A 25,916-nucleotide genomic window follows, 5' to 3' on the forward strand; every position below is an offset into this window, starting at 1 on the left:
GTGCCGCTAGGATGCCCGCCCCATGCACGTCGAGCTGCTGTGTACCGGTGATGAACTCGTTACCGGGCTGATCACCGACACCAACAGCCCCTGGTTCGAGGCCCGGCTCTTCGAGCTGGGGGTAAAGGTGGAGCGGGTGCACCTCGTGGGAGACGTCCACCCGGACATCACCCATGCCCTGCTGGAGACCGCCCTGCGCGCGGATGTGGTGCTCGTCTCGGGGGGCCTGGGCCCCACGTCGGACGACTTCACCCTGGAGTGCGCGGCGGCGGCCGCGGGCGTGCCGCTGGTGGAAGATGCCCGGGTCCTGGCGTGGCTTGAGGAGCGCTACCGGGGCCGGGGGCTGACGCTCTCGCCCAGCGCCCGGCGCATGGCGCGGATTCCCCAGGGGGCCGAGGTGGTCCGCAACCCCGCGGGCTCCGCCCCCATGGTCATCCTCCGGCTAGGGCGGTGCCAGCTGTTCTTCGTGCCCGGGGTGCCTCGGGAGTACCGGGCGCTGGCGGAGGGCGAAGTGCTGCCGCGCATCCGGGCCCTCCTGGCGCAGGAGCCTGGGCGCGCGTACCGCGCCTTCCGGCTGCTGCGCACGGTGGGGGTGCCCGAGTCCCAGCTCGATGCCCGGGTGGCCCCGCTGCATCCCCTGCATCCCCAGGTGGTGTTCGGCTTCCGGACCCATGCGCCGGAGAACCACGTCAAGCTGATGGCCACCGCCTCCTCGCAGGCCGAGGCGGACGCGGCGCTCGCCTCCGCCGAGTCCGCCTGCCGCGCGCTGCTCGGCAGTGCCCTCTTCGGCGTGGACGGGGAGGAGTACACGCAGGTGCTCGCCCGGCTGTTGACGCAGGCGGGGGCGACGCTGGCCACGGCGGAGAGCTGCACGGGAGGGCTCATCGCCCAGCAGCTCACCGAGGTCTCCGGGGCGAGCGCCTTCTTCATCGGGGGCGCGGTGTCCTACTCGGAGAAGATGAAGCAGGCGTGGGTGGGCGTGCCCGCGGAGGTGCTGGAGCGCCACACCGCCGTGTCGCGGCAGACGGCGGAAGCCATGGCGGAAGGGGTGCGCGCGGCCTGCGGCAGCACCTACGGCCTCTCGGTGACGGGCTATGCGGGGCCCACGGGCGGCACGGCCGAGGATCCGGTGGGCACCGTCTACTGCGCGCTCGCCCGGCAGGGGCACCCCACGCGGTGCGAGCGCTACGCGTTGTCCGGAGACCGGGACCGGGTGCGCCTCTTCGCCGCGTCCTCGGCCCTGGAGCTGCTGCGCCAGGCCCTGCTGTCGGGAGGCACCGCGGGATGAGCGGCAAGCCCTCCCTGGAGCCACCTGAGGCCCCCTTGCCGCCTGGAGCCGAATCACCGCCCTCGCCCGGTGGCCCGAGGCGCTGGTGGGCGGCCTACAAGACGGAGGCCCTGCTCTTGCTGGTGGGCTTCGCGGTGCTGGCGAGCTTCAGCTCGCAGCGCTTCCTGCGCCAGAGCGCGGCCCCGCACTTCGTCTATCAGGCCCAGTCGTGGCTGGAGGGACGGCTGGACGTGGATCCAGAGGTGCTGCCCAACCTGGAGGACTGGGCCTGCGTGCGCGTGAGGGAGGGGAAGAAGGTCCGGTGTGAGGGGCGGCTGTTGCCCGGGGACCGCTGGTACGTGAGCTTCCCGTCGTTTCCGGCGGTGGTGATGCTCCCGTTCGTGGCGCTGCATGGCTACCAGTTCAACGACACCTCGTTCGGCGTCTTCACCGGGGCGCTGGCCCTGGTGAGCTTCTACGTCCTGCTGCGCTTCCTGTCGCGGCGCGGAGAGTCCTCGCGGAGCCCGCACGAGAACCTCGCGCTGGCGCTCCTCCTCGGCTTCGGCACGCTGTTCTTTTACTGCGCCATCCGGGGCGAGGTGTGGTTCAGCGCGGAGGTGATGGGGGTGGCGCTCACCTGCCTCTACGTGCGCAACGCGGTGGGGGCGAACCGCCCGGTGCTCGCGGGCCTGTTCTTCTCCATGGCCACGCTCACGCGCACGCCGCTGCTCTTCGCGGGCCTCTTCTTCGTCCTGGAGGCGCTGTGCCCTGGGCCAGACCGGCGCGAGCAGCTTCGGGCCCTCGCCCGGAACTGGAAGCCCGCGGCCCGGAAGCTGGGCCTCTTCGCCCTGGGGGCCGCGCCGCTCGCCAGCCTCGCGGCGGCCTACAACCTCTACCGCTTCGGCCGCCTGGGGGAGTTCGGCCACGCGTTCCTCTACAACAACCGCGTCAACCTCGACATCGACCGGCACGGGCTGTTCAACCTCGCCTACCTGGGGCGGAACCTGGAGGCCGCCTTCTTCAAGCTGCCCCAGGTGTCGTGGAACCCGCTCCGGCTGGGGTACGACCCGCATGGGCTGACGCTGCTGCTCACGTTGCCGCTGCTCGTCTTCCTGGTCATCCCGAAGAGCCGCCCCCGGCTGCATCTGCCCCTGTGGCTCACCGTGGCGGTGTGCGCGCTGCCCGGGCTCTTCTACCAGAACACCGGCTACATGCAGTTCGGCTTCCGGTTCAGCCTGGACTACACGCCCTACCTGCTGGTGCTGTTCGCCGTGGGCGGCTGGTCCCTGCGCCACCGGGCGGTGCTGGCGGCCGTGGCGCTCGGCGTCCTGGTGAACTTCTGGGGGGCCGTGGCCTTCCGGGGCTACACGGAGCTTGTCCGGAACTGGTAGCCGGGGGCACGTGGGCTTGCGTCCACCCATGTCCCCGCGCACATAAGGAGCCTCATGCAACCTCCCACCGGCCAGCCCCCTCCCGGCCAGCGTTGGCACACGCGCGAGGACAGCGGTATCCGCCTCGATGCGGCCCTTCGCTGGTGGCACGACGACAAGCCCGTGGAGCACCCGAAGATCATCGAGCTCTTCAACACCTCGCTCGTGCTCGATGACGAGGGGCGCTACCAGCTGCGCATCGGCAAGGACTGGTGCTACGTCCAGGTCGAGGAGGCTGCCTACGAGGTGCGCACGGTGGACGTGACGGAGGACGAGCGCGTCTCCGTCCGCTTGAGTGACCGCACCGCCGAGGCCCTGGAGCCCGCCACGCTGACGCTGGGGACTGATGGCGTCTTCCGCTGCCGGGTGAAGGGCGCCCGGGCCCTGGCCCGCTTCTCCCGCGACGCCCAGTACCAGCTGGGCGAACTGCTGGAGGAAGGGGAGGACGGCCGCCTCTTCCTCCGGGCGGGCCAGCGCCGCCTGGCCGTCTCGCTGGACGCGCCCCCGGCTTAGGCCACCGCCTCGGCCGCGTCGGGCAGGGCGGCCAGGGCGGGCGCGCTCCCCGCCAGTTCGGCGGCCAGCGCCTCCAGGACCTGGGGCCGTTCGCGCAGCCAGTCCGTGGCGCGCTCCCGGCCCTGGCCAATCCGCTCCCCGCGCAGGCTGAAGTGGCTGCCGGACTTCTCGATGAGGCCCAGCTGCACGCCCAGGTCCAGCACCTCGCCCGCGCGGTGGATGCCCACGCCGTACAGCAAGTCGAACTCCGCCTCCTGGAAGGGCGGCGCCAGCTTGTTCTTCACCACCTTCACGCGCGCCCGCGTGCCGATGATGCTCTCGCCCTCCTTGAGGTTGCCCGTGCGGCGGATCTCCAGCCGCACCGAGGAGTAGAACTTCAGTGCGTTGCCGCCCGTGGTCGTCTCCGGGTTGCCGAACATGACGCCGATCTTCATGCGGATCTGGTTGATGAAGAGGATGCAGGTGCCCGAGCGGCTCACCGCGCCCGTGAGCTTGCGCAGGGCCTGGCTCATCAGCCGGGCCTGCACGCCCATGTGCGCATCGCCCATCTCCCCCTCGATTTCCGCGCGGGGCACCAGCGCGGCCACCGAGTCCACCACGATGAGGTCCACCGCCCCGGAGCGCACGAGCTGCTCGGTGATTTCCAGCGCCTGCTCGCCGGTGTCGGGCTGGGAGATGAGCAGCTCCTCCACGCGCACCCCCAGCTTGCGGGCGTAATTGACGTCCAGCGCGTGCTCGGCGTCGATGAAGGCCGCCACCCCGCCCGAGGCTTGCACCTGCGCGATGGCGTGCAGGCTCAGGCTCGTCTTGCCGGAGGACTCATTGCCGAACAGCTCCACCACCCGGCCGCGCGGATAGCCCCCCACCCCCAGGGCCCGGTCCAGGCTCACCGAGCCTGACGGGATGACCGCGACCTTCTGCTCCTGCGCCTCGCCGCCCAGCGCCATCACCGCCCCCTTGCCGAACTGCTTCTCGATTGCCGCCACCGCCGCCGCCACTGCCTTCAGCTTCTCCGTCACCTTGTTCATGGTTGCTCCAACGCCGCCCTTCACGGGGCCTGGGTGCTGCGCCCGGGCGCTTCGCGTCCACGGGGGCATCGTGCGGGGGCAGGAGCAATGACCGTGCCGGAGGGCTTCCGCTCGGAGGCGTGCGGCAGGAGGGTCCAGAAACGAGCCGCCCGTCCCGCATCGTGGACGGGGGGCCCGCGCGAGCGCTCACACCGGAGGGGAGGGCGTCGAGCGGCCCTCGTGGCCTTGCCGGGCAATGGCTTCGTCCACGGCGCCCGGGCCGCCAATCTCCCGGTGCAGTTGGATGAGGGCATCGCGGGTCCGGAGCAGCAGGGCGTCGCGGTCAGCCCCGGTGAGCCCCCGGGTCTCGATGGGCGTTCCCACCTTCACGCGGATGTCGTGGCGGCGCAGGTTGATGCCGCCGGTGGGCAGAGCGCGGCCAGAGCCCTCGATGGCCACGGGGACGATGGGCACCTGGGCTTCGAGGGCGAGCACGAAGGGGCCCTTCTTGAAGGGAAGGATGAGCCCATCCGTGGAGCGGGTGCCCTCGGGGAAAGCGAGGATGCTCTTGCCCGCGCGGATGCGCGCACCGGCCTGCTTCAAGCTCTGCATCGCTTTGCGGCGGTTCGAGCGGTTGATGAAGATCATCCCCGTCATCGCCATGTACCAGCCGAGGAAGGGCACGTACTGGAGCACGTGCTTGGCGATGAACCGGATGTTCACAGGCAGGGCCGCGAACGCGCAGGGGATGTCCATCGCGGACTGGTGGTTCATCAGGAAGATGTGGGGCTGGCTCCAGTCGATGTCCGGCAGGGGCTCGACGTGCATGTGGGCGCCAGCGATGCGCCAGTGCATGGGGGCCCAGAGGCGCCGCGCCATCATCAACGGCACGTTGCCGTTGAGGGTCAGCACCATCAGGATGCCCGAGAGGCTGATCCAGAACACCCCCCAGAGGACCAGGAAGATGAGTTGCAGCACGTTGAGCAGCGGGTAGAGCCACATCATGTCCAGCAAAGCCTCTTGGGCGCCCCGGCGCCGCTGGGGAAGCAGCCTTCTGTCACGTCACGGTCAATCAGGCGGAGCTGGACTCCGTCAACGGGCAAGGGCGCCACAAGAGGGTTGACTTCGCGTGAAGAGGGACGGACTGCTCTGGCTGTGAGCGACCCAACGGACACCCGGCATCATGTGGTCATCCTAGGCGGAGGTTTTGGCGGGCTCCACGCGGCCCTGCGGCTGAAGCGGGCCCCGGTGCGCGTGACGCTCGTGGACCGCCACAACCACCACCTGTTCCAGCCGCTGCTGTACCAGGTCGCCACCGCGACGCTCAGCCCGAGCGACATCGCCTCGCCGCTGCGAGGCTTGCTGGGCCGCCACCGCATTGCCGTGCTGCTCGCGGAGGCCACGCGCGTGGATGTCGAGGGCAAGCGCGTGATTCTCGCGGATGGCGAGCTGAAGTACGACTCGCTCATCGTCGCCACGGGGGCCACCCACTCCTACTTCGGCAACAACGCGTGGGCCGCGCATGCGCCGGGCCTGAAGACCATCGAGGACGCCCTGGAGATCCGCAAGCAGGTCCTGCTGGCCTTCGAGCTGGCCGAGCGCGAGCCGGACCCGGAGCTGCGCCGGCAGCTGTTGACCTTCGTCATCGCCGGGGGAGGGCCCACGGGGGTCGAGCTGGCAGGGGCCTTGGCGGAGATCAGCCGCCATGCCCTGGTGCGCGACTTCCAGAACATCGATCCCACGCAGGCCCGGATCATCCTCGTGGAGGGAAATCATCACCTACTGCCGACCTATCCCGAGCCGCTCGCGCAGCGGGCAAGGCAGTCGCTGGAGCGGCTGGGCGTCGAGGTACGCGCGGGGGCCCGGGTCACCCGCATCGATGAAACCGGCGTCTTCGTGGGAGACGAGCACATCCCGTGCCGGACGAAGCTCTGGGCCGCGGGGGTCGCGGCCTCCCCGCTGGCCCGGTCCCTGGGCGTGGAGCTGGATCGCGCGGGCCGGGTGCCGGTCTCGCCGGAGCTGACCCTTCCCGGCCGCAAGGACGTCTTCGTCATCGGGGATCTCGCCTCGCTTCAGCAGGACGGACACCCCATTCCCGGGGTGGCGCCGGCGGCGATGCAGCAGGGAAAGCACGCGGCGAGCAACATCCTGCGCCAGCTCCAGGGCAAGCCGATGAAGCCGTTCCGCTACAATGACCGGGGCACGTTCTCCGTCATTGGCCGGGGCGCGGCCGTGGGGATCGCCATGGCGCGCTTCCAGATGTCGGGCTACCCCGCGTGGCTCGCCTGGCTGTTCATCCACGTGCTGTTCCTCATCGGCTTCCGAAGCAGGGTGGCCGTGCTGCTGAACTGGGCCTACTCGTACCTGGCGTTCCGCCGCTCGGCGCGCATCATCACGGGCGTCATCCCCCTGCTGCCCCAGGCCCCCGCCCGGTCCGGCGCGCTCGCGGGGAGCACGGGCCCCGGGCAGGCACCGCGCGTGGAGGCTGCGCCGCGTCCGGGCGCATCCTGACGCCGGGGGCTCAGGGCTTGCCGGGCCGGGGGAAGGGCTCCCGGCGTCCCGGCAGGGCGCCGTGCGTGTTGGCGTGCAGCCACCCCCGGCGATCGAGGATGCGGCAGTCGATGGCGAGCTGAATGTCCACGTCCTCGATGCGGGCATGGCCCTCCAGGTCGGCCCGGGTGAGGGCGAGCTTGAGGATGCGGTCGTGGGCGCGGGCGGACAGGCCGTGGTGGCGCACGGCGAGCTCCAGCATGCGCTCGGCCCGGGCGCTCAGGACGCAGTGCTCGCGCAGGAGCCGGGGCGGCATCTGGGCATTGCAGTGGATGCCCGGCTCCCCCTGGAACCGGGCGCGTTGCCGGTCCCGGGCGGCTTCCACCCGCTGCCGGTAGTACGTGCTCGGGGGCTCGTCGCCGTGGGCCCGGGCGATCTGGTGGTACTCCACGGGCCGGGTCTGCAAGGTGATGTCGATGCGGTCCAGCAAGGGCCCACTCACCCGGGCGTGGTAGTCGAAGACGCGGTGCTCGGCGCAGGTGCAGGTGCGGCCCGGCACGTTGAAGTAGCCACAGGGGCAGGGGTTCATCGCCGCCACCAGCATCACCCGGCAGGGGTAGGTGACGTTCTGGCTGGCCCGGGCCAGGTGGATGAAGCCTTCCTCCATGGGCTGGCGCAGCACCTCCAGCACGTTCTTGCGGAACTCCGGCAGCTCGTCGAGGAACAGCACCCCGTGGTGCCCCAGGGACAGTTCCCCGGGCCGGGCCGCCGGGCCCCCGCCGACGAGCCCCGCGTCGGAGATGGTGTGGTGAGGCGCCCGGAAGGGGCGCTCCCGCATCAGGGCCTGGTCTTCGCCCAGCAGCCCCAGGACCGAGTAAATCTTTGTCACCTCCAGCGCCTCGGTGAAGGTCATCGTGGGCAGGATGCTGGGCAGCCGCCGGGCGAGCATGGTCTTCCCCGAGCCTGGAGGGCCGCACATGATGACGTTGTGGCCCCCGGCCGCGGCCAGCTCGAGCGCCAGCTTCACGTCGGGCTGCCCGCGCACATCCGCCATGTCGAGGGGCGGAGGGCTCCGGGAGGCTTCCCGGGAGGCCGCCTGGCGTGCGTAGGGGGTGAGGGGGCGGGCGCCGGTGAGGTGCTCGACGGCCTCGCGCAGGTGGCGTACCGGGAGCACCTGGATGCCCTCCATGAGGGCCGCCTCGGCCGCGTTGGCCAGGGGCACCATGACCCCCTCGAAGCCCCCGTTTCGCGCGGCCACCGCCAGCGGAAGGACGCCCTTGATGGGCTTCACCCACCCATCCAGCGACAGCTCGCCCCCAAAGAGGTAGCGCCCCAGGGGCTCCTCCTCCATGAGCCGGGCCGCTGCCAGCACGCCCAGGGCGATGGGCAGCTCGAACGCCGCGCCCTCCTTGCGGATGTCGGCGGGGGCCAGGTTCACGGTGATGCGCTTCTGGGGAAGCTCGAAGCCCGTGTTCTTCAAGGCCGAGATGACCCGCACCTTCGATTCGCGCACGGCCCCTTCCGGGAGGCCTACGACGTTGAAGTAGGGAAGCCCCAGCGCCATATCCACTTCACACTCCACCACCACCGCGTCGATGCCCATCAACGCGCCGGACCTCACCCTCGCCAGCATCACCACCTCCGGGTTGCTGACGAGGCCCAGCAGCAACCCGCGTACCAATCCCTCTGCGTAGGGAAACCTGCTTCCGCCGTCCACGGTGGGGGATGGGGGCGTCCAGCGGCGGGACGGGGGCGGGCAAAGCGCAGGGGGGTTGGTTAGGCTTTCGCCCCTCATGAACGACACGTCGCCTCAAGAAACCGCGTCAGGCCGCTTTCGCATCCGCCGCGCGGATCGGCTCCGGGCGCAGCGGGTCAAGCGCTCCTATGCCGTCTTCCGCTTCTGGCTCTACGGGATGGTGGGCATCTTCGCGGAGATCTTCTTCTACAACTTCGTCCGCATCGCCCGGAACGTGCCGCTGCTGGAGGCGCTGGTGCGCTTCCGCTGGCAGGTGGACGAGCGGCTCCCGCTCAATGACATCTGGGACACGCCCGCCATCGCCGCCTACGGCCAGTGCTCGCTGTGGATGTTCGCCGTCTACGGCATCGCGTCGCTCTACTTCATCGAGCCGGCCTTCCGGCGGCTGGTGCGCCAGCACCTGCTGGTGCGGGCCGCCGTGTACGGCGTCATCATCCTGCTCTTCGAGGGCGTGAGCGGGATGCTGCTGCACGGACTGACGGGCTATCGCATCTGGTACTACGCGGACGCGGGGGCCATTCTCTGGGGCATGACGTCGCTCTACATCCTGCCCATCTGGATGGTGACGGGGCTGCTGACGGAGCGCATCTACAGGGAGTTGATGGACCCGGCCCTCTTGGAGGCCTTCGAGTCGCCGCTGCCCAGCACGGAGGAGGAGACCGAGGCCTCCTTCCAGCTGATCCGGTAGGTGCAGCCATGGCCATCATGGTCCATGGGCTCGACGCGGATGTTCTGCGCGCCCGCCACGCGCAGCCCGGCGTGGATGATGCCGGCGGTGAAGGAGGGCAGGGCGCCCACCTCGTTCATCCACAGCTCGAACTGGGAGGCGCCCAGCTCGGTGAGCCGGGACTCGGTGTAGTTGTTGCCCGCGCGGAAGCTCTGCGTCGCACGGCCCAGGGCCCGCCGGGGGCCCAGCACGCGCAGCAGTGACAGCACGGCCCGCCCGAGCATCGTCTCCCGGAAGCCCTCGATGTAGAGCTCCCCGAGCTTGAAGGCGCCCTCGTCCACGGGCAGGTCCGCGTACAGCTCCTCCGTGGCGATGCGGAGGAACGTCATCCAGGACTGGAACGCGTAGGCGGGTTTGAGCTTCTGGTCGACGTCCAGGCCGGCTTCCCGCAGGCGGGCCTTGCAGTCGGGCTTCATGCGTCCGGCGAGCGCCCGGAGAAAGAGCGCTTCGATGGTCTGCTCGAAGATCAGGAGCTCGTCGGCCATGTGAAGGCCACTGTAGCCGACGAGCCCCGGAATGGGAACGGACTGTCCTACGGAGCAGGGGGCGCGGGAGGCGCCTCGGGCACCGCACCGTCAGCGCCGGGGACCACGGCGCCCTGAGGCAGGTCTTCCGTCGCCATGCCCAGCACGAAGGCGCCGGCGGCCTTGGCGCCATCCAGCGCGGCGACGAGCGAGCCGTAGTTCGTCTTGTCCGTCGCCATGAAGAAGACGATGCGCTCCTCCTTGGGCTTGGCGGCGAGCATGCGCTTGAGCCGGGTGACGTAGTCGTCCGGGCTCGCCATCTGCTCGGCGTTGATCTTGATCTTCCCCGTCTCGTCGAGCTGCACCACGAGCTGGTCCGGGTTCTCGGGGGGAGGCGTGTTCTCCACCTCGGTCTCCGGCACCCGCACCTCGATGTCCTTCTCGAGCAGGGGCGTCACCACCATGAAGATGATGAGGAGCACGAGCACCACGTCCACCAGCGGGGTGACGTTGATGTCCGAGTTGGGGGCGCTCTGCGGCTTGACCCACTGCCGTTGCTTGTGTGCGGCCATGGCTATTCCTTCAGCTCCTCGACGCCGAGCGCGATGCTCTTGGCCTGCGCCTTGCGCGCGATGTCCATCACCCGGCGCACGTCGCCGACATCCAGCGTGTTGTCACCCTTGAGGAGGATCTTCCGGCCGGGCGTCTTGCCGAGTTCCTCGCGCAGCTTGGTCTCCAGCCCCGCCGCGTCGAACTCGTCGTTCTCCAGGAACGTCTTCTTGTCCGGCGTGACGGACAGGATCAGCGGATCCGAGTCCGTCTTGTCCTTCTCGGTGTTCTGCGCCTTGGGCAGCGTCACGGACTTGCCCCGCTGAAGCATGGGCGTGATGACCATGAAGATGATGAGGAGCACGAGCACCACGTCCACCAGGGGCGTGACGTTGATCTCGTTCTTGATCCCCTTGTTGGAGCCTGCTGACATTCCCATGAATACACCTGGGGCTCCCGGCGAGGGAGCTGGAAAGAAGGGGGCCCGCCGTCAGACGAGGCGGGCCTGCCGGTACACGGCCCTTGGATCAGGAGTGGGAAGAGGCGCCGCCGGTCAGCTGCCGGGCCACCACGTCCAGGAACTCGTTGGAAGACTCGGAGATGTCCACCGAGCGCGCATCCACCCAGCCCTGGAGGAAGTTGTAGGCCATCACGGCGGGGATGGCCACCAGCAGGCCGAACGCCGTGGTGATGAGCGCCTCGGCGATACCGGCCGAGATGGTACCCAGACCGCCCGAGCCCGCCTCCGCCATGAGCTGGAAGGCGTTCACGATACCCATCGTGGTGCCGAGCAGACCGACGAACGGCGCCGTCGAGCCCACGGTGGCCAGCACACCCAGGCCGCGCTTGAGGCTCTGCACCTCGCGCTGCGCCTGGCGCTCCAGGGCGCGCGCCACGGACTCCACGGCCACGTCCTTGTTGCTGGGGCTGATCTTGTACGCCGTCAGGCCCGAGTTGATGACGCGGCCCAGGTGGCCCACGTCCTTGCCCAGGTTGGTGTTGGCCGCCGCGGTCAGGTCACCCTTGGCGAGGATGGCTCCCATCTTCGCGGCGAAATTGCGCGAGTCCGAGCGCGTCTTACGGAAGACGAAGATGCGCTCGGCCATGACGACCAGGGATGCGACCGACATGAAGGCCAGGGTGAAGATGATGAAACGGGCGAAGAGGCCCGTGTGCGCCCAGATATCCGCAAGAGTGAATTGCATGGTTGTAGGAGCGCTCCTCCTCGAGCGCGAGGGAAAGGACAGCTGACGGCAAGGAATGAAGCCGCGGCCTGAGGCGCTAGCGCGGCAGCGAGAGCTTGATGTTGAAGGTGTAGTCGACCTGGACGGGGCGGCCCTGGAAGGTCACCGGCTTGTAGCGCTGGGCATACAGGGCGTCCAGGACCGACTGCTCCATGTGGGGCAGGGGCTTGATGATGCGGCACTTCTCGACCTTGCCCTCGGTGGTGATGACGCACTTGACGATCATCAGACCTTGGACGCGGGCCTCCAGCGCCTCACGCGTGTACTGCGGGGAGGGACCCCCGATCTTCTCGGGCCGCGTCATGCCCGCGCCGAACGGCAGCACGTCCGTCCCGGTACCGCCCACCTGGCCACCGAGCACGCCGCCCAGCACGCCACCGACGACACCGCCCACCACGCCACCGGCCACGCCGCCTTCGACGCCGCCTTCGACGGCCTCCTCGGTCGGCTCCTCGGGCGCGGGCGGCTCCTCCACGGGCTCCTGCTCGGGCGGCTTCTCCTGCGGAATCTCCTTCGGCTGGACGATGGTGTCCGGCTTCTTGACGGGCTTCTTGGGCGTCGTCTTGGGCTTGGAGGCCGCGGGAGGGGGAGGCGGCGGGGGAGGGGGAGGCGGCGGGGCCATCGCGGCCTTGAAGGTGACCTCTACTTCCTTCTCTTCGAGCGGCGGCGGCCGGGTGGACAGGTAGATCGCCACGGCGAAGAGGACCACGTGCAGCACCACGGAGACCACGGCTCCGGTGCCGAACCGGCCTCTGGGGCCGGCTCCGCGGTCAAGGACAGAGTCGAACATTCGCGATCACTCCTCAGTTACCGGCGCGACCCCAGGAGATTCCCGGCCGCTTCGCCTGATCAAAGGCGTGCTACCATACAGAAATGCAGTCCGGGTTCAAGCAAGCGGCGATCAGGACTTGACTGACGCGGGCGTACCAATCCCGTAGGTCCCAAAAAAGCAACCATTGGTTGACAACTTGGCGACCTCAAGTATTTTCGGCGACCATTTTTCCTTGCATTGGCCCACCTTGGAGGGGTTCCAGCATGAGATTGACCCGAGTGCTCCGGGAAACCGGAGTTGTGCTGCTTGCTGGCCTGTTGTTTGGCTCAGCGGCCCTGGCGCAGTCGTCGAGTAGCGTCATCATCGGTACGGTCGTCAACGCCGACCCGTCCGCGAACAGGGCTTCCCTGGCGGATGTCGTCGTGACCGCGACGTCGCCCAACCTTCAGGGTGAGCAGACCGTGGTTACTGACTCCCGGGGCGAGTACCGTATTCCCCAGCTGCCGCCGGGCGTTTACACCCTGCGCTTTGACACGCAGGGCTTCAAGCCTTTCGCCCGCTCGGACATCCAGCTGCGCCTCAACCGCACGATCCGCGTGAACGTGGAGCTGCTGCCCGAGGCCTTCACCGAAGTCATCGAGGTGGCGGGTACCCCGCCGACGATCGACATCGGCAGCACCACGCAGGGCGTGAACGTGGACCAGGAGTTCGTCCGGCGCATCGCCGTGAACCGCCCCGGCGGCAAGGGCGGCGCGGCGCGCTCGTTCGACAGCTTGGCGGAGCTCGCCCCCGGCGCGCAGAACGACCAGTACGGCGTGTCCGTCGGCGGCGCGTCCTCTCCTGAGAACGGCTTCGTGGTGGACGGCCTGTCCACCAACGACCCGGCCTTCGGCATCAACGGCAGCGCGCTGAGCGTCGAGTTCGTGCAGGACGTGAACGTCGTCACCGGTGGTTACCTGCCGGAGTTCGGCCGCGCCACGGGCGGCGTCATCAACGCGGTGACCCGCTCGGGCTCGAACGAGTTCCACGGCAGCGTGTTCGGCAACTGGACCCCGGGCTCCCTGGAGGGCACGCGCACCGTCGCCCTGAACGCGGGCTCCGTCATCACCGGCAACAACCAGCTGAAGAACCTCGGTGACTTCGGCGCCACCCTCGGCGGCCCGATCATCAAGGACAAGCTGTGGTTCTTCGCCGGTGTCACCCCGTCCTTCACCCGCTACACCCACACCCGCGGCGTCAACTACTTCCAGTTCGACGAGGCCGGCAACCCGCTGCTGGACGAGAACGGCGACCAGCGCGTGCTGCCCATCGAGGGCGCCGAGCGGACGTACTTCGCGGACTCCCGCAGCATCCAGTACCTGGGCAAGCTGACGTACCTCATCAACCAGGACCACAACGTGGCGCTGTCCGTGAACGGCACCCCCGCGAGCACGGGTGGCCGGGGCAAGCTGACCATCAATCCCCAGAGCGGTGGCCTGCCGGCTGCCCAGACGATCAATCCCAATGACATCGGTCTGCGCGAGATCACCTCGGGTGCCACGTCCGTGGGCCTGAAGTACTCCGGCTCCTTCAATGACAAGAAGCTGCTCCTCGACGTGAACGCGGGCTGGTTCCACCAGGTCGCGTCCACCCTGCCGGTGGACGGCAGCGAGGTGGGTGACATCTACGGCAGCGGCCTGGCCGGCTACTCGGCCGTGGACTACCAGAAGCGCCGTTCGCTGGCGTACTTCGAGAACCTGGGTGCCACCGCGGCCGTGTGCGATCCGGCGGACAGCACGGATCCGGTCATCTGCCCGGTGAACACCTACCGCGTGGGCGGCCCGAACCTCCTGACCGACGGCTCGCTGAACCGCTACCAGGCCAACGCCAAGGCGACCTACCTGCTCAACGCGCTGGGCAGCCACGTGTTCAAGGCGGGCCTGGACGTCGAGCTGCTCTCCTACAGCCAGAAGAAGTCCTACAGCGGCGGCGTGTACTTCAACGAGACGAACCTGGGTGGCCGCATCGACCCGCGCACGGGGACGGCGATCGCTCCGGGCACGTACGGCTGGATTGATGCCCGCCGCTTCGGCATCCAGACCCGGCCGGACAGCGCCGAGGTGCTGCCGTTCCTCCAGTCCGACGTGAGCAGCAACACGATCGGTGGCTTCCTGCAGGACAGCTGGACCATCGCCAGCCGCGTGACGCTCAACCTCGGCCTCCGCTACGACGTGCAGCAGGTGTACGGTTCGGACGGGGACCTGGCGATGGTGCTGCCCAACCAGTGGTCGCCCCGCCTGGGTGCCATCGTGGACCCCCTGGCCAACGGCCGCATGAAGTTCTTCTTCAACTACGCGCGCTACTACGAGCAGGTTCCGCTCAACCTGGCGGACCGTCAGTTCCCGCCTGAGCGTCAGGTCACCGCCTACCGTGTGGCCCCCACGACGGCGGGTGGGACGAATGGGTGTGACCCGAGCACGCTGGAAGGCCAGCGGACCGGCTGCGCCGACCCGGCCTACCTGGCGGGCAGCGCGGAGACGAACCGCAACCCGAGCCGCCTCTACGGCGGTGGCAAGACGGAGCCGACGCCCATCGACCCGGACCTCAAGCCGCAGTCCGCCAACGAGTACGTGGTGGGCGGCGAGTACGAGGTCGTCTCGAACACCCGCTTTGGTGCTACCTACACGCACCGCAACGTGGGCAACGTCCTGGAGGACATGAGCCGCGACAACGGCGCCACGTACTTCCTCGGCAACCCGGGCGAGGGCTTTGCCCAGGAGTTCCCCAAGGCGCAGCGTGACTACGACGCCGTCACCCTCTACCTGAACCGCAACTTCGCGGGCGGCTGGCTGGCCCAGGCCAGCTACACCTGGTCCCGGCTGTACGGCAACTACCCCGGCCTGTTCCGTCCGGAGACCGGTCAGCTCGACCCGAACATCACCGCGGACTTCGACCTGATCGAGCTGCTGGAGAACCGTACGGGTCTGCTGCCCTTCGACCGCACGCACTCCGTGAAGCTGTTCGGTGCCAAGGAGATCAACTTCACCAACGCGATCTCGAGCAACATCGGTCTGTCCTACCGCGGCAACTCGGGTACGCCCATCAACTACCTGGGCGCTCACCCCTCCTACCTCGAGGATGAGTCCTTCGTTCTGCCGCGTGGTTCCGGCGGCCGGACCCCGTGGACCAACATCATCGACACCAACATCGGGTTGAACTACCGGATCAACAAGGACAACGTGGTGTCGTTCACCATGGACGTGTTCAACCTCTTCAACTTCCAGACGGTGAGCACGGTGGACGAGACCTACACGCTCTCCAGCGTCTACCCGGTCAAGGGCGGTACGCGCGCGGACCTGCCCACCAAGGTGCAGATCAACACGGGCGACAGCGCCGAGGATGCGGCGAACCCCGTGTACCTCACCGAGGGCGAGGTGAACCCCAACTTCGGGAATGGGCGCACGTACCAGTCGCCCCGCCAGTTCCGGTTCGGCGTCCGTTACACCTTCTAGAGATCCGAGATGGGAACCAAGAAAGTCATGATCAAGAACATCGTTTCCACCGTGACCGCTCTGGCTGGCATGAGCCTGCTGTTGACGGGCTGCGACCAGCCCAGCGCCGGATGCATCGTGCAGGACTCGACCAGCTGGTACGCCCGGTACGACGTGAAGGAAGGCCAGACCATTTCCGAGGCCTGCGCCGCCCTGATCCCCAAGGGGGAGCCGGTCGGTGTCTTCAAGTACGTGGACCCCGAGGTGGAGAACTCGGCCGTGCTCGCCCTGCGGCCCAACACCCTGGCGCTTCGCTCGATCGATGACGCCACCGTCAACGTGCCGGCTAACGGCGTCTATCCTCAGACGGCCATTGGCAACCTGGCCGCGGAGCCGGATGGCGACGACCTGTGTGGAACGACGGAGTGGACCACGGCGTCGGTGGATGCTGCGCCGAGGACCACGCCGACCGTGCTGCCCGCAATGCAAGCCTCCTACACGTACAGCAACGTGCGGGTGGTGGCCCGGCCGGACGCGCCGGGAACGCAGATGGGCGGAGACATCGCCTTCAGCCGGACCCAGAATGGGCTGACCTGCACCGCGAATCTGACGATGCGGGCCATCTGGCCGGCGGTGCCGTGCGATCCGGCGGACCCGGATTCGTGCGGTCCCACGCACAACGTCAACCCGATCTTCGACGTGGTGTGCGACCCGGTCGTGAACTTCTGCGTGCCGCGCAAGGAAGTTCCTTCCTTCAAGTAGTGGTTCAGGTTCAAGCCGTTTGACCGTGGCCCCGGTTGCCCTCCCCTGGGAGTGGCTGCCCGGGGCCGCGGTGTTTACAGAGGACAGGATTTTCTTCGGAGGCACATGGAGGGCCGGTACTCACTCGTCGAAGCAGTCCGCGCACGGCTGGCGGACGAGCAGGGAACGCTCTTCAAGGAGGCGCCCTACCGGGTGGCCCTGTGTTACCCGAGCCCCTACCACGTGGGGATGAGCTCCCTCGGCTACCAGACGATCTACCGGGAGTTCCACGCGCACCCGGACGTCTCCGCCGAGCGCGTCTTCCTCCCGGACGATGTGGAGGCTTACAAAAAGACCCGGACCCCGCTCTTCACCTACGAGTCCGCGGCCCATGTCTCCAGCCTGCCGATGCTCGCCTTCTCGGTGGCGTATGAGCTGGAACTCACCGGGCTCTTCACGATGCTGGAGCTGGCGGGCCTGCCCGTGCTCCGGGAAGAGCGGACGGCGCGGCACCCGCTGATTGTCGCTGGAGGGCCGCTGACCTTCTCCAATCCGGACCCGCTGGAGCCCTTTGTGGATGTGCTGCTCCAGGGGGAGGCGGAAGAACTCGTCCATACCTTGCTGGAGGCCGCCCTCACGATGGAGCGGGAGGCCCTGCTGGACCACCTGGCGCAGCGGCCCGGCTTCCTGGTGCCTGGGCGGGGTGGCAAGCGCTACTTCGTTGCCAAGGCGATGGATGCCCGGCTCCCGGCCCGCTCGCAGATCATCACCCCCCATACCGAGCTGCGGTCGATGTTCCTCATCGAGCCCGAGCGTGGGTGCTCCCGGGGGTGCCACTACTGTGTGATGCGGCGGACCACCAATGGGGGGATGCGGACGGTGCCTCCCGAGCGGGTGCTGTCGCTCATTCCCGAGCATGCCCGGCGCGTGGGGCTGGTGGGCGCGGCCGTCACGGACCATCCGCGCATCGTCGAGCTGCTGCGGACCCTGGTGGACGCGGGCCGGGAGGTGGGCGTGTCCTCGCTGCGCGCGGACCGGCTCACCCAGGAGCTGGTGGACACCCTGCGCCGGGGCGGCGCCTCCAACCTCACCGTGGCCGCGGATGGGGCCTCTCAGCGGATGAGAGACCTGGTGGATCGCAAGCACTCGGAGGAGCAGATTGTCCGCGCGGCGAACTTCGCGCGGAACGCGGGGTTCAAGCAGCTCAAGGTCTACAACGTCGTCGGCCTCCCCCTGGAGGAGGACGCGGACGTGGACGAGCTCATCCGCTTCACCACCGAGCTGTCGCGCATCATCCCCGTGGCGCTGGGGGTGGCCCCCTTCGTGGCCAAGCGCAACACCCCGCTGGATGGCGCGCCCTTCGCGGGCATCCGCGAGGTGGATGCGAAGCTGGACCGGTTGAGGAAGGGGCTGCGCGGCCGGGCGGAGGTGCGCCCCACCTCGGCCCGGTGGGCCTGGGTGGAGTACATGCTCGCCCAATGTGGCCCCGAGGCGGGGCTGGCCGCCATGGACGCCTGGAAGGCGGGGGCAGGGTTCGCCGCCTTCAAACGGGCCTTCGAGGCGCGCGGGTGCGTGCCGTACCTGGCCCGCCGGGTGGATGATGGGCGGCGAAATCCCACCGTCTGGCCCACGGTGCCTCAGGTGGCCCCACTCGGGGCGGGCGCTCTGCTAGAAGGCCCGCTGGCGTCGGCGGACGGCGCGATGAGGAGACGCAGCGTTGAGCACTGAGCGCGTGGACAAGGCATGGCAGAACAAGGGCCTCCAGGGGTATTCGACGGAGGCCATCCTCGGGACCCTGGGGCACTATGGGGCGCCCACCACCGAGGCGGACTTCCGGACGCTCTCCGAGACGGTCTGGCCGGCGGACATCGCCCAGCAGTGGGGCTCCAAGTGGAAGGGCACGGGCCCCTTCAAGGTCTTCCCCTTCGGCGCGGCCGAGGAGCTGTGGCGCCGGTGGGTTCCCGACCGGCTCGCGCCCCGGGAGCTCTCCGAGAGCCTGGTCGAGGTGATGCAGTCGGCGTTGAAGCTGCTGGGCGGCATGCAGGATGCGCCCCTGGGGGCCGCGTTCGAGCGCATGAGCGCCGTGCGCCAGAAGGTGCCCCTGGATGAGAAGGGCCAGCCCAAGCAGCCGTTCATCGAGCGCGCGCTGGGCGTCTTCAACGAGAAGATCGCCGAGACGTTCGACTCGCTGGCCGAGTCGCTCACCAAGGCTGGGCACCCCCAGCATGGCGAGGCCTTCGCGGACCTGGAGGAGTTCCTCCTGCCCGAGCGCAAGGGCATCGCCAGCGCCATCGTGCGCGCGGCCAAGGGCGAGCGCGACCCGGCCATCGCCAGCCTGGAGCAGATCATCACCGACACGTCCCGGACGCAGCTCAGCCGGTTGCTCTCCGTGGATGGGTTGATCCACCTGGGCGCCTATCCGCAGGCGGCGGCGCACGCGCGGCCCGTCATGCTGCAGGCCGAGAAGGATGGGGACATCCACCTGGCGATCGATCTCTGCTCGCGCCTGGAGCACATCTTCAAGACCACGGGCGACCGGGGCTCGCAGCAGGAAGTGGCCCGGGACATGGCGCGCCTCAGCGCGATGCATGACCAGATGCACCCGGGGCACGGGCACCGGCACGGCTGACGCGAGCTACTTCGCGCCGGTTCCCGTGGGAGCGAGGGCCTCGGCTTCGGGGCCCTCCTGGCGCTCAGCCCCCTGCGCGGGCGCGGCACTCTTGCCCGCGCCCCGCTTCAGGGACACGCACAGGACGCCGGGCACCGCATCGGCCACCTCGTGGCAGGGCACCACCGCGCCCACCGTGGTGTAGCGGATGGCGCCCGTCTTCGTCGTCGTGTGCTTGAGCGGGTATTCCTTGGCCTTCGGCAGGAACCACTCCCGCACGTTCTTCAGCGGCAGGGCATGGAGCTGGGCCTGGGCGAGGAAGACGTAAACGAGCAGATCCGCGGAGCTGTAGAGGAAGCAGCCCGGGGTGTCCTTCTCCACGTTGGAGACGAGCTCGAACCAGTAGCGCCGGCGCGCCTGGCGGTCGCCCTTCACCTCGATGCCCCGCACTTCTCCGGAGGGCAGCTCCCAGAGCAGGTCCACGCCCCGGTGCTGGAAGCGCGGGTCCTCTTGCACGTCATGAATGCGGGAGCCCGGCTCGGTCTCCAGCATCCAGTTCCGGGCGTGTTGCACGGCCCGGTCGGCCGCGCCCTGCACGCCCCTCATGCTGAAGCTGCGCACCATTGCCTAGCGGCGCAGCTCGACGCCGGTGGCCACGAGCTGCACCTCGCGGGGCTTGCCGTCATTGCCCCGGGGAACCATCGCGCCCTCGGACTCGTAGTGCTTGGCGCGGGCCTCGCTCAGCTCCGCCACCTTCACCACGCCCTCCACGCGGGCCGCGGAGCCCGCGGAGTCCACGGGGACGAAGAAGCCGTAGTCCTTGAAGGTGACGCGCACCCCCGGGCTCTTGGCATCCTGCGAGGCCGCCAGCTCCATCCAGCAGCCCTTGCGCTCACAGGCCTTGCGCACCTGGCCCTCCAGGAGGACCGTCTTGCCGTCGTGCGCCTGGGGCTTGGCCAGCACGTCGGCCAGCTTCACGGCCTGGGCGCCCTTGAGGGGCTCGCCGCGCGTCAGGGTCCAGCCATCCTTCGGCGTGGCGGCCTGAGGCGGCGTGGGGTGGTGGCACTCCGCCTCGGCGGCCTTGGCGGCCTTCGGGGAAGCGGGGGCGGCGGACGGCTCACCCGCGAGCGCCACGCAGGGAACAGCGGCCAGCATCAGCAGGGCGGAACGGAGCGTCTTCATGTCCATGCGAATAGCCCAAAAGTCTTTGTCCGGGCAAGACAGCGGCCCGCCGCCGTCCACTCCTGGACCGCTTCCAGGGTAGACTGTTCCCGTGAAGGTTTTCTTTCCTCCGCCGAATCGCCGGTTCGGCACCGTGGATGTGCTCGGCCTGGTGGGACTCATCGGGCTGCTCATTGGCCGCTATGTCCCCGTGGCGAAGCTCATTCCCTTCTGGGGCTGTGTGCTTCGCGAGTCGACAGGCTGGCCCTGCCTCGGCTGTGGGCTGACCCGTGTGGCCGACCGGGTGGCCCACTTCAACTTCGTGGGGGCGTGGGAGGCCAATCCCATGGGCACGGTGGGGGCGCTCCTGTTCGCCCTGGCCGCGGTGGTGATGGTGCTGCACATGGCCTTCAAGATGCCGGTGCCCGAAATCGAGCTGTCCCCCCGCGAGTGGACCTGGCTGCGGGTGGCCTTCCCCATCCTCCTCTTCGTCAACTACGCCTATGTGGTGGTGAAGACGAAGTTTCCTCACCTGCTGACCTGAGCCCGACGTGCTCACCGCCCTCATCCTGCTGGGGTATCTCGCGGGCTCCATTCCCTTCGGCGTCCTGGTGACGCGCTGGGCGCGGGGCGTGGATGTCCGCGCGGAGGGCAGCGGCAACATTGGCGCCACCAACGTGGCGCGGGTGGCGGGCAAGAAGGCCGGAGGGCTCGTCCTGGCGCTGGATGCGCTCAAGGGGGCGCTGCCGGTGCTGCTGGCCTTGCAGCTCATGCCGGGCGAGCCCCGGGCCCATGTGTTCGTGGGGCTGGCGGCGTTTCTCGGCCATTGCTTCCCCGTGTGGCTGAAGCTGCGCGGAGGCAAGGGCGTGGCCACCGCGCTGGGCGTGCTGCTCGTGCTGGTGCCCCTGGCGGCGCTCGTGGGCGGGGCCGTGTACGCGCTCGTGGTGAAGGTGGCGCGGATGAGCTCGCTGGGCTCGCTCTCGGCGGGGGCGGCCGCCGTGGGGACCGCGGCGTTCACCGCCGCCGCGCCCGAGTACGCGTTCCTCTCAGGCCTCCTCTTCGCCTTCATGCTTTGGACGCACCGGGGCAACATCGGGCGTCTGCTTCGAAGGACCGAGCGCCGCTTCTGAGCGCCGTTCCGCCAGGGGCGCGCCCCAACTGCCCAGCCGGTAGCCCAGCAGCTCGCACTCGATGGGGCCGTTCCACACCTCGCGGCGGCTGGAGGGCCGGGCGTGGAAGGCGCTCTCGAAGCCGGGGTTGCCGGAGAGGATGTGGGCGCGCCAGCCATCCAGCTCCTGGAAGCTCTCTCCGAGCTTGAAATAGAAGGACTTCATGCCCTTCTGGCCGCCCGTGCCGATGCGCTCACCATAGGGCGGGTTGGTGATGAGCAGCCCCCCGGGCTTGGGGAGGGGCAGGGGCTTCGTGGCATCGCCCTCGGCCACCTGAATCTCCTCGGCGAGCCGCGCGGCCTTGATGTTGCGGCGCGCGGCCTCCAGGGCCTCGGGATCCTTGTCGAAGCCCAGGATGGGAAAGAGCACCTTGCGCTCGTTGCGGCGGGCATCCGCGCGCAAGTCCTCCAGCAGCTCCCGGGCCCGGGGCCCCTGGTGGGGCCAGCGCTCCACCGCGAAGGACCGGCCGATGCCGGGCGCCCGGTGCCGGGCGATGAAGCCCGCCTCGATGAGCAGCGTGCCGGAGCCGCACATGGGGTCCACCAGCGGCTCTTCACCGGTGTAGTTCGCCGCGCGCAGCAGGGCGGCGGCCAGCGTCTCCTTGAGCGGCGCCGCCGTGGGCCGCACGCGGTATCCGCGGCGGTTCAGGGGCTCTCCGCACAGGTCCAGCGAGAGCGACAGCTTCTCCTTCGCCAGGTGGGCCACCACGCGCACGTCCGGCTCCCGTGTGTTCACGTCCGGCCGGGAGCCCAGGGTGCCCCGCATGCGGTCCACGAGGGCGTCCTTGACCTTGAGCGCCACGAAGCCCGAGTGGCTGTGCTCGCTGTCGCGCAACGTCGCCTCCACCGCGAAGGTGTGGTCCGGCGTGAGGTGCTCCTCCCACGGCACGCTCGCGGCGGCCTCGTAGAGCCCCTCCGCCCCCCGGGCCTCGAACTCTCCCAGAGGGTAGAGCACGCGCATGGCGATGCGGGACCAGAGGCAGACCTGGAGGGCCTCGTACAGCGAGGCGAGGAAGCGCACGCCTCCCCGGTCCTGACGGATGCGGCGGGCCCCCAGCTCGCGAAGCTCCTCGGCCAGGAGGTCCTCGGTACCGCGAGCGGTGGTGGCGAAAAGGGGGAGGCGTTCGGCCATGGTTCCTCGCCCTTAACGGACCTGGGGCCTCTTGGGAACGGGGAAGAGGCTCATTGGGCCACGACTTCGTACAGGGCGAAGGTGGCATCCTCCTGCGCGGCCCCGGCGGCCTTGGCGGCCTGGAAGTCCTCGGATTGGAGGTAGGCCCTCAGGGCGTCCCGGTCCCGCCAGCGCGTCATCAGCAGGAACTCGGGCTGCCGCTCGAAGGACCGGAGGACTTCCAGGCCCAGGAAGCCCTCGTGCCGGTCCACGAGCCGGGCGCGCTCCTGGAACCGGGCGGCCAGGGCGTCCCCCTGGCCCTCGGGTGGCCGGAATCGGGAGATGGCGATGATCATCCCCCGGAGTCTACATCGCCCCCGCGCCGGGCATCTCGCCCACCCCGCGCAAGAGCACCTCACGGGGCTTGGCGCCATCGGCGGGGCCGACCACGCCCTCGCGCTCCATGCGTTCGATCATGCGCGCGGCGCGGTTGTAGCCGATGCGCATCTTGCGCTGGAGCATGGAGATGGAGACGGCGCGCATCTCGCTCACCGTGGCGAGTGCCTGGTCGTACAGCTCGTCGGACAGCTCGTCCTCCTCGCCACCACCCTCGGTGTCCTCGTCGCGCGGCTTGAGGATGGACTCGTCGAAGACGGGCTTGCCCTGGGCCTTGAGGTGGTCCACCGCGCGCTTGATTTCCGTCTCGGAGACGTAGGCGCCGTGCACGCGCTGCAGGTGGGCGCTCGTGGGAGGCATGATGAGCATGTCGCCCATGCCCAGCAGGGCCTCGGAGCCCACCGTGCCGAGAATGGTCATCGAGTCCGGCTTGGAGCGCAGCATGAAGCTGACGCGCGTGGGGAAGTTGGCCTTGATGACGCCTGTCACCACGTCCGTCGAGGGGCGCTGGGTGGCGACCATCAGGTGGATGCCGGAGGCGCGCGCCATCTGCGCCAGGCGCGCCACGTACGTCTCCACCTCGCGGCTGGCCACCATCATGAGGTCCGCCAGCTCGTCGATGATGACCACGAGGTAGGGCAGCTTCTTGAGCTCCTTCTTCTCCGGGGCCGCCTCGGGAGCGCTCTCCTCCACGGCGGCGTCCTCCTCGGCCTCCGCTTGGACTTCGGGCACGTCCTCCTCGGACTCGACCGCCTCGCGCATGTCCTCCAGGTCGTCCTTCGGCGCAGCCACACCGGGGCCGTCGCTGGACGCGGTGCCGTCGACGACGAGCACCTTCTTGGCCTTGGCGGGCTTCTTCTCCTCGGCGGCCTTCTCGGGTTTGACCTCGGTGGCGGAGCTCTCCACGAACTTGTTGTACCCGGCGATGTTGCGCACGCCCGCCTCGGACAGCAGCTGGTAGCGGCGCTCCATCTCCTCCACGGCCCAGCGCAGCGCGAGCGCCGCCTTCTTCGGGTCGGTAACGACGGGCAGCAGCAGGTGGGGGATGCCCTCGTACACGGACAGCTCGAGCATCTTCGGGTCCACCATGATGAAGCGGACCTCCTCCGGCGTGGACTTCAGGAGGATGCTCATGATCATCGAGTTGACCGCCACGGACTTACCCGAGCCGGTGGTGCCTGCGATGAGCAGGTGCGGGGCCTTGGCCAGGTCGAGCACGTACGGCATGCCCTCGATGTCCTTGCCCATGCACATGGTGAGCTTGCTCTGGCTCTTCTGGAAGGCGTCCTGCTCGGCGATCTCCTTGAGGTAGACGGTCTCGCGGTCCTTGTTGGGCACCTCGATGCCCACCACGCCCTTGCCGGGGATGGGGGCGACGATGCGCACGCGCATGGCCTCCATGGCCATGGCGAGATCGTCCGAGAGCGAGGCGATCTTGCTCACCTTGATGCCGGGGCCCGGGAGGAACTCGTACATGGTGACGACGGGACCGGGGCGGATCTCCACCACCTCGCCCTGGATGCCGAAGTCGGCCAGCTTGGCGCGCAGCTTCTCGGCGGTGACGAGGAACGTGTCCTTGTCCAGCGCCGTGCGCTCCTTCAAGTCACACTCGAGCACGCTCAGCGGCGGCAGCGAGAAGCTCTTGCGGCCTCCGACGAACTCGAACTCCTCCACGTCGCGCTTCTTCGGCGAGGTGGGCTTGGGCGGGGCCTTGGGCTCCACGATGAGCGGCATGCGGGCCAACGCCGAGGCAGGCGCGGGCACGATGGCCGAGGGGCCCGCGGCCACGGGGGGCGCCACGGGGGCGGGCGCCGCCTCCTCCTCTTCGGAGGAGGCCGCCGGAGACATGGGGAACACGGCGGCGGGCGTGGCCGGCGCGGTGACGATGTTGGGCGTCTTGCGGTCCCGCTTGCGCAGGGGCTCGGCGGCCACCGCCTCGGGGGAGGGGATGTTGGGGGTAGGGGAGAGGAAGGACGCCCAGGCGGGATCCGCACCCGGGGCAGGCCGCTTCTCGGCCTGGGCCACGGGGGCCGCGGCGGGCTCGGCGGGCTTCTCCTTGGCCTGCGCCTTGGCCTCGCGGGTGAGCTCCTTGGTCTCCTTGGCGGCCTTCTTGGCGGCCAGCAGCTGCTCCTTCTCGGCCTCGCGTGCCAGGCGCACGGCCTCCTCGGCCATGGCCTCGGCCTCGGCGGCCTCGGCTTCCGCGGCCTCGCGCTCGGCCTCCAGCAGCTCCTCCTCGTCCGCCTCGAGCTGGGCGAGGAACGCGGCCTCCTCTTCCTTCTCCTTGGCGGCCCGCTCCTGGCGCTGCTGGTAGGCCACCTTCTGAGCCTCCCAGAAGGCCTGGCCCGCTTCCTGGGCCCGCTTGCCGAACACACAGGCCCCCGCCCACAGCAGGGCGCACAGCTTCAGGAAGGTGTACTGCGTGCCGACGATGAGCCCCGCGACCGCCACGGCGGTGACGAGGATGACGGTGCCCACGGTGGAGAAGAGCTTCTGCAGCGTGCCACCGAGGGCCGAGCCCACGGCGCCGCCCGGTGGGTGCGCCCACCCGGGCTCTCCGGCGAAGAAGATGTGCGCGAGCACCGAGGCGCTCAGGGTCAGCAGCGTCAGCGCGGCGATCTGCGGCAACCGGCGGCGATCGCGATGCCCCACGAAGAGGATCATCGCCGCATAGCCCCCGCACAGGGGAATGAGGTAGGCGCACACGCCCAGCATCCCGCGCAGGGACTCGGCGATGAGGTGGCCCATGGGGCCGACCATGTTGCGGAAGCCAGGCCCCACGCGGTCCTTCGCGCTGAAGGTGGCAACCGACAAGAAAGAGATGATCGAAGCCGATAGGAGAAAGACGCCCACGATGGCACGCCGGCTGGCGCCTCCCGTTTGCATCTTCTTGGCCGCCAGCGCCTTGCGACGCGTGGCGATCTCCTGCCTCGACAGGACCGTCTTTTCTGCCCTGCCCTTCCTTGCCGCCGTCATGACCTTCCCTCTGTAAGACCCGTAGCAGGCTGTAGCGACTGCCCGGGCGAGTGTAGGGGGGGACGCTGA

At 69.2% G+C, this 25,916-nt stretch carries 24 protein-coding genes; 11 read left to right on the forward strand and 13 right to left on the reverse strand.

Going from position 1 to position 25,916, the window contains the following annotated elements:
* Nucleotides 1-22: 22 nt before the first annotated feature.
* From KY661_RS10340 to KY661_RS10350, 3 genes are read left to right on the forward strand one after another with little or no spacing between them, the layout of a single operon-like run.
* The gene (locus KY661_RS10340) at nucleotides 23-1,288 is read left to right on the forward strand and encodes a CinA family nicotinamide mononucleotide deamidase-related protein (RefSeq protein ID WP_225410041.1); all 1,266 of its coding nucleotides are present in this window, start codon (nucleotides 23-25) and stop codon (nucleotides 1,286-1,288) included.
* Entirely contained in the window at nucleotides 1,285-2,658 is a 1,374-nt protein-coding gene (locus KY661_RS10345; protein ID WP_225410042.1) for a hypothetical protein, read from the forward strand. Before KY661_RS10340 ends, KY661_RS10345 begins: the two co-directional genes overlap by 4 nt.
* Nucleotides 2,659-2,712: 54 nt before the next feature.
* Nucleotides 2,713-3,210 carry a DUF1285 domain-containing protein gene (locus KY661_RS10350; protein WP_225410043.1) on the forward strand — a complete coding sequence of 166 codons (498 nt, stop codon included), beginning with the start codon at nucleotides 2,713-2,715 and terminating at the stop codon, nucleotides 3,208-3,210.
* Here KY661_RS10350 and recA read toward each other — a convergent pair.
* Together recA and KY661_RS10360 are read right to left on the reverse strand one after the other, a co-directional pair.
* Nucleotides 3,207-4,238, reverse strand: coding sequence for a recombinase RecA (gene recA, locus KY661_RS10355; protein ID WP_225410044.1), 1,032 nt, complete (start codon nucleotides 4,236-4,238; stop codon nucleotides 3,207-3,209). The two genes, KY661_RS10350 and recA, sit on opposite strands and share 4 nt — an antisense overlap.
* Nucleotides 4,239-4,424: 186 nt before the next feature.
* The gene (locus KY661_RS10360) at nucleotides 4,425-5,222 is read right to left on the reverse strand and encodes a lysophospholipid acyltransferase family protein (RefSeq protein WP_225410045.1); all 798 of its coding nucleotides are present in this window, start codon (nucleotides 5,220-5,222) and stop codon (nucleotides 4,425-4,427) included.
* 180 nt (nucleotides 5,223-5,402) lie between these two features.
* Here KY661_RS10360 and KY661_RS10365 point away from each other — a divergent pair, with 180 nt between their 5' ends.
* Nucleotides 5,403-6,728 (forward strand): NAD(P)/FAD-dependent oxidoreductase, encoded by a 1,326-nt coding sequence (locus KY661_RS10365; RefSeq protein WP_225410046.1) that lies wholly within the window; start codon nucleotides 5,403-5,405, stop codon nucleotides 6,726-6,728.
* A gap of 10 nt (nucleotides 6,729-6,738) precedes the next feature.
* Here the strand turns inward: KY661_RS10365 and KY661_RS10370 are convergent, their stop codons facing one another.
* Nucleotides 6,739-8,340, reverse strand: a complete 1,602-nt coding sequence (locus KY661_RS10370; RefSeq protein WP_317987247.1) for a YifB family Mg chelatase-like AAA ATPase — start codon at nucleotides 8,338-8,340, stop codon at nucleotides 6,739-6,741.
* A 160-nt stretch (nucleotides 8,341-8,500) separates the two neighbouring features.
* On the opposite strand from KY661_RS10370, the gene KY661_RS10375 reads away from it, so the two are divergent.
* A complete protein-coding gene (locus KY661_RS10375; RefSeq protein WP_075004583.1) occupies nucleotides 8,501-9,151 on the forward strand; it encodes a hypothetical protein in 651 nt (216 codons plus the stop codon).
* Here the strand turns inward: KY661_RS10375 and KY661_RS10380 are convergent.
* From KY661_RS10380 to KY661_RS10400, 5 genes are all read right to left on the reverse strand, one after another.
* Entirely contained in the window at nucleotides 9,052-9,675 is a 624-nt protein-coding gene (locus KY661_RS10380) for a DUF2378 family protein (protein WP_225410048.1), read from the reverse strand. The two genes, KY661_RS10375 and KY661_RS10380, sit on opposite strands and share 100 nt — an antisense overlap.
* A 47-nt stretch (nucleotides 9,676-9,722) precedes the next feature.
* Entirely contained in the window at nucleotides 9,723-10,226 is a 504-nt protein-coding gene (locus KY661_RS10385) for an ExbD/TolR family protein (RefSeq protein WP_075004585.1), read from the reverse strand.
* A gap of 2 nt (nucleotides 10,227-10,228) precedes the next feature.
* A complete protein-coding gene (locus tag KY661_RS10390; RefSeq protein WP_075004586.1) occupies nucleotides 10,229-10,642 on the reverse strand; it encodes an ExbD/TolR family protein in 414 nt (137 codons plus the stop codon).
* Nucleotides 10,643-10,730: 88 nt separating this feature from the next.
* Nucleotides 10,731-11,408 carry a MotA/TolQ/ExbB proton channel family protein gene (locus KY661_RS10395; protein ID WP_075004587.1) on the reverse strand — a complete coding sequence of 226 codons (678 nt, stop codon included), beginning with the start codon at nucleotides 11,406-11,408 and terminating at the stop codon, nucleotides 10,731-10,733.
* Nucleotides 11,409-11,484: 76 nt separating this feature from the next.
* Nucleotides 11,485-12,237 (reverse strand): energy transducer TonB, encoded by a 753-nt coding sequence (locus KY661_RS10400; protein ID WP_075004588.1) that lies wholly within the window; start codon nucleotides 12,235-12,237, stop codon nucleotides 11,485-11,487.
* 245 nt (nucleotides 12,238-12,482) lie between these two features.
* Between KY661_RS10400 and KY661_RS10405 the strand changes: the two genes are divergently transcribed.
* The 4 genes from KY661_RS10405 (at nucleotide 12,483) to KY661_RS10420 (ending at nucleotide 19,059) form a co-directional block, all read left to right on the forward strand.
* Complete coding sequence (locus KY661_RS10405) at nucleotides 12,483-15,710, forward strand: TonB-dependent receptor (protein ID WP_225410049.1); 3,228 nt, start codon at nucleotides 12,483-12,485, stop codon at nucleotides 15,708-15,710.
* A 9-nt stretch (nucleotides 15,711-15,719) separates the two neighbouring features.
* Complete coding sequence (locus KY661_RS10410; protein ID WP_225410050.1) at nucleotides 15,720-16,451, forward strand: hypothetical protein; 732 nt, start codon at nucleotides 15,720-15,722, stop codon at nucleotides 16,449-16,451.
* Nucleotides 16,452-16,556: 105 nt separating this feature from the next.
* Complete coding sequence (locus tag KY661_RS10415) at nucleotides 16,557-18,158, forward strand: radical SAM protein (RefSeq protein ID WP_225410051.1); 1,602 nt, start codon at nucleotides 16,557-16,559, stop codon at nucleotides 18,156-18,158.
* Nucleotides 18,148-19,059 carry a hypothetical protein gene (locus KY661_RS10420; RefSeq protein WP_225410052.1) on the forward strand — a complete coding sequence of 304 codons (912 nt, stop codon included), beginning with the start codon at nucleotides 18,148-18,150 and terminating at the stop codon, nucleotides 19,057-19,059. Before KY661_RS10415 ends, KY661_RS10420 begins: the two co-directional genes overlap by 11 nt.
* 6 nt (nucleotides 19,060-19,065) lie before the next feature.
* On the opposite strand, the gene KY661_RS10425 is transcribed toward KY661_RS10420, so the two are convergent.
* Nucleotides 19,066-19,662 carry a hypothetical protein gene (locus tag KY661_RS10425; RefSeq protein ID WP_225410053.1) on the reverse strand — a complete coding sequence of 199 codons (597 nt, stop codon included), beginning with the start codon at nucleotides 19,660-19,662 and terminating at the stop codon, nucleotides 19,066-19,068.
* 3 nt (nucleotides 19,663-19,665) lie between these two features.
* Nucleotides 19,666-20,220 (reverse strand): DUF4920 domain-containing protein, encoded by a 555-nt coding sequence (locus KY661_RS10430; RefSeq protein WP_225410054.1) that lies wholly within the window; start codon nucleotides 20,218-20,220, stop codon nucleotides 19,666-19,668.
* 91 nt (nucleotides 20,221-20,311) lie between these two features.
* Between KY661_RS10430 and KY661_RS10435 the strand changes: the two genes are divergently transcribed.
* On the forward strand, nucleotides 20,312-20,743 hold the full coding sequence (locus KY661_RS10435; protein ID WP_225410055.1) for a DUF2752 domain-containing protein: 432 nt from the start codon (nucleotides 20,312-20,314) through the stop codon (nucleotides 20,741-20,743).
* Between the two features lie 7 nt (nucleotides 20,744-20,750).
* Nucleotides 20,751-21,329: a glycerol-3-phosphate 1-O-acyltransferase PlsY gene (plsY, locus tag KY661_RS10440; RefSeq protein ID WP_225410056.1), complete on the forward strand. Its 579-nt coding sequence runs from the start codon at nucleotides 20,751-20,753 to the stop codon at nucleotides 21,327-21,329.
* Here the strand turns inward: plsY and KY661_RS10445 are convergent.
* Genes KY661_RS10445 through KY661_RS10455 form a run of 3 tightly spaced genes read right to left on the reverse strand, consistent with a single transcriptional unit; the run spans nucleotide 21,246 to nucleotide 25,847 of the window.
* Nucleotides 21,246-22,499, reverse strand: coding sequence for a THUMP domain-containing class I SAM-dependent RNA methyltransferase (locus tag KY661_RS10445; protein ID WP_225410057.1), 1,254 nt, complete (start codon nucleotides 22,497-22,499; stop codon nucleotides 21,246-21,248). The two genes, plsY and KY661_RS10445, sit on opposite strands and share 84 nt — an antisense overlap.
* 50 nt (nucleotides 22,500-22,549) lie before the next feature.
* Nucleotides 22,550-22,834 (reverse strand): antibiotic biosynthesis monooxygenase family protein, encoded by a 285-nt coding sequence (locus KY661_RS10450; RefSeq protein WP_225410058.1) that lies wholly within the window; start codon nucleotides 22,832-22,834, stop codon nucleotides 22,550-22,552.
* A 10-nt stretch (nucleotides 22,835-22,844) separates the two neighbouring features.
* Nucleotides 22,845-25,847, reverse strand: a complete 3,003-nt coding sequence (locus KY661_RS10455; protein ID WP_225410059.1) for an FtsK/SpoIIIE family DNA translocase — start codon at nucleotides 25,845-25,847, stop codon at nucleotides 22,845-22,847.
* Nucleotides 25,848-25,916 lie beyond the last annotated feature (69 nt).

The organism is Allostigmatella hybrida (assembly GCF_020103775.1).
Classification (GTDB): domain Bacteria; phylum Myxococcota; class Myxococcia; order Myxococcales; family Myxococcaceae; genus Hyalangium; species Hyalangium aurantiaca.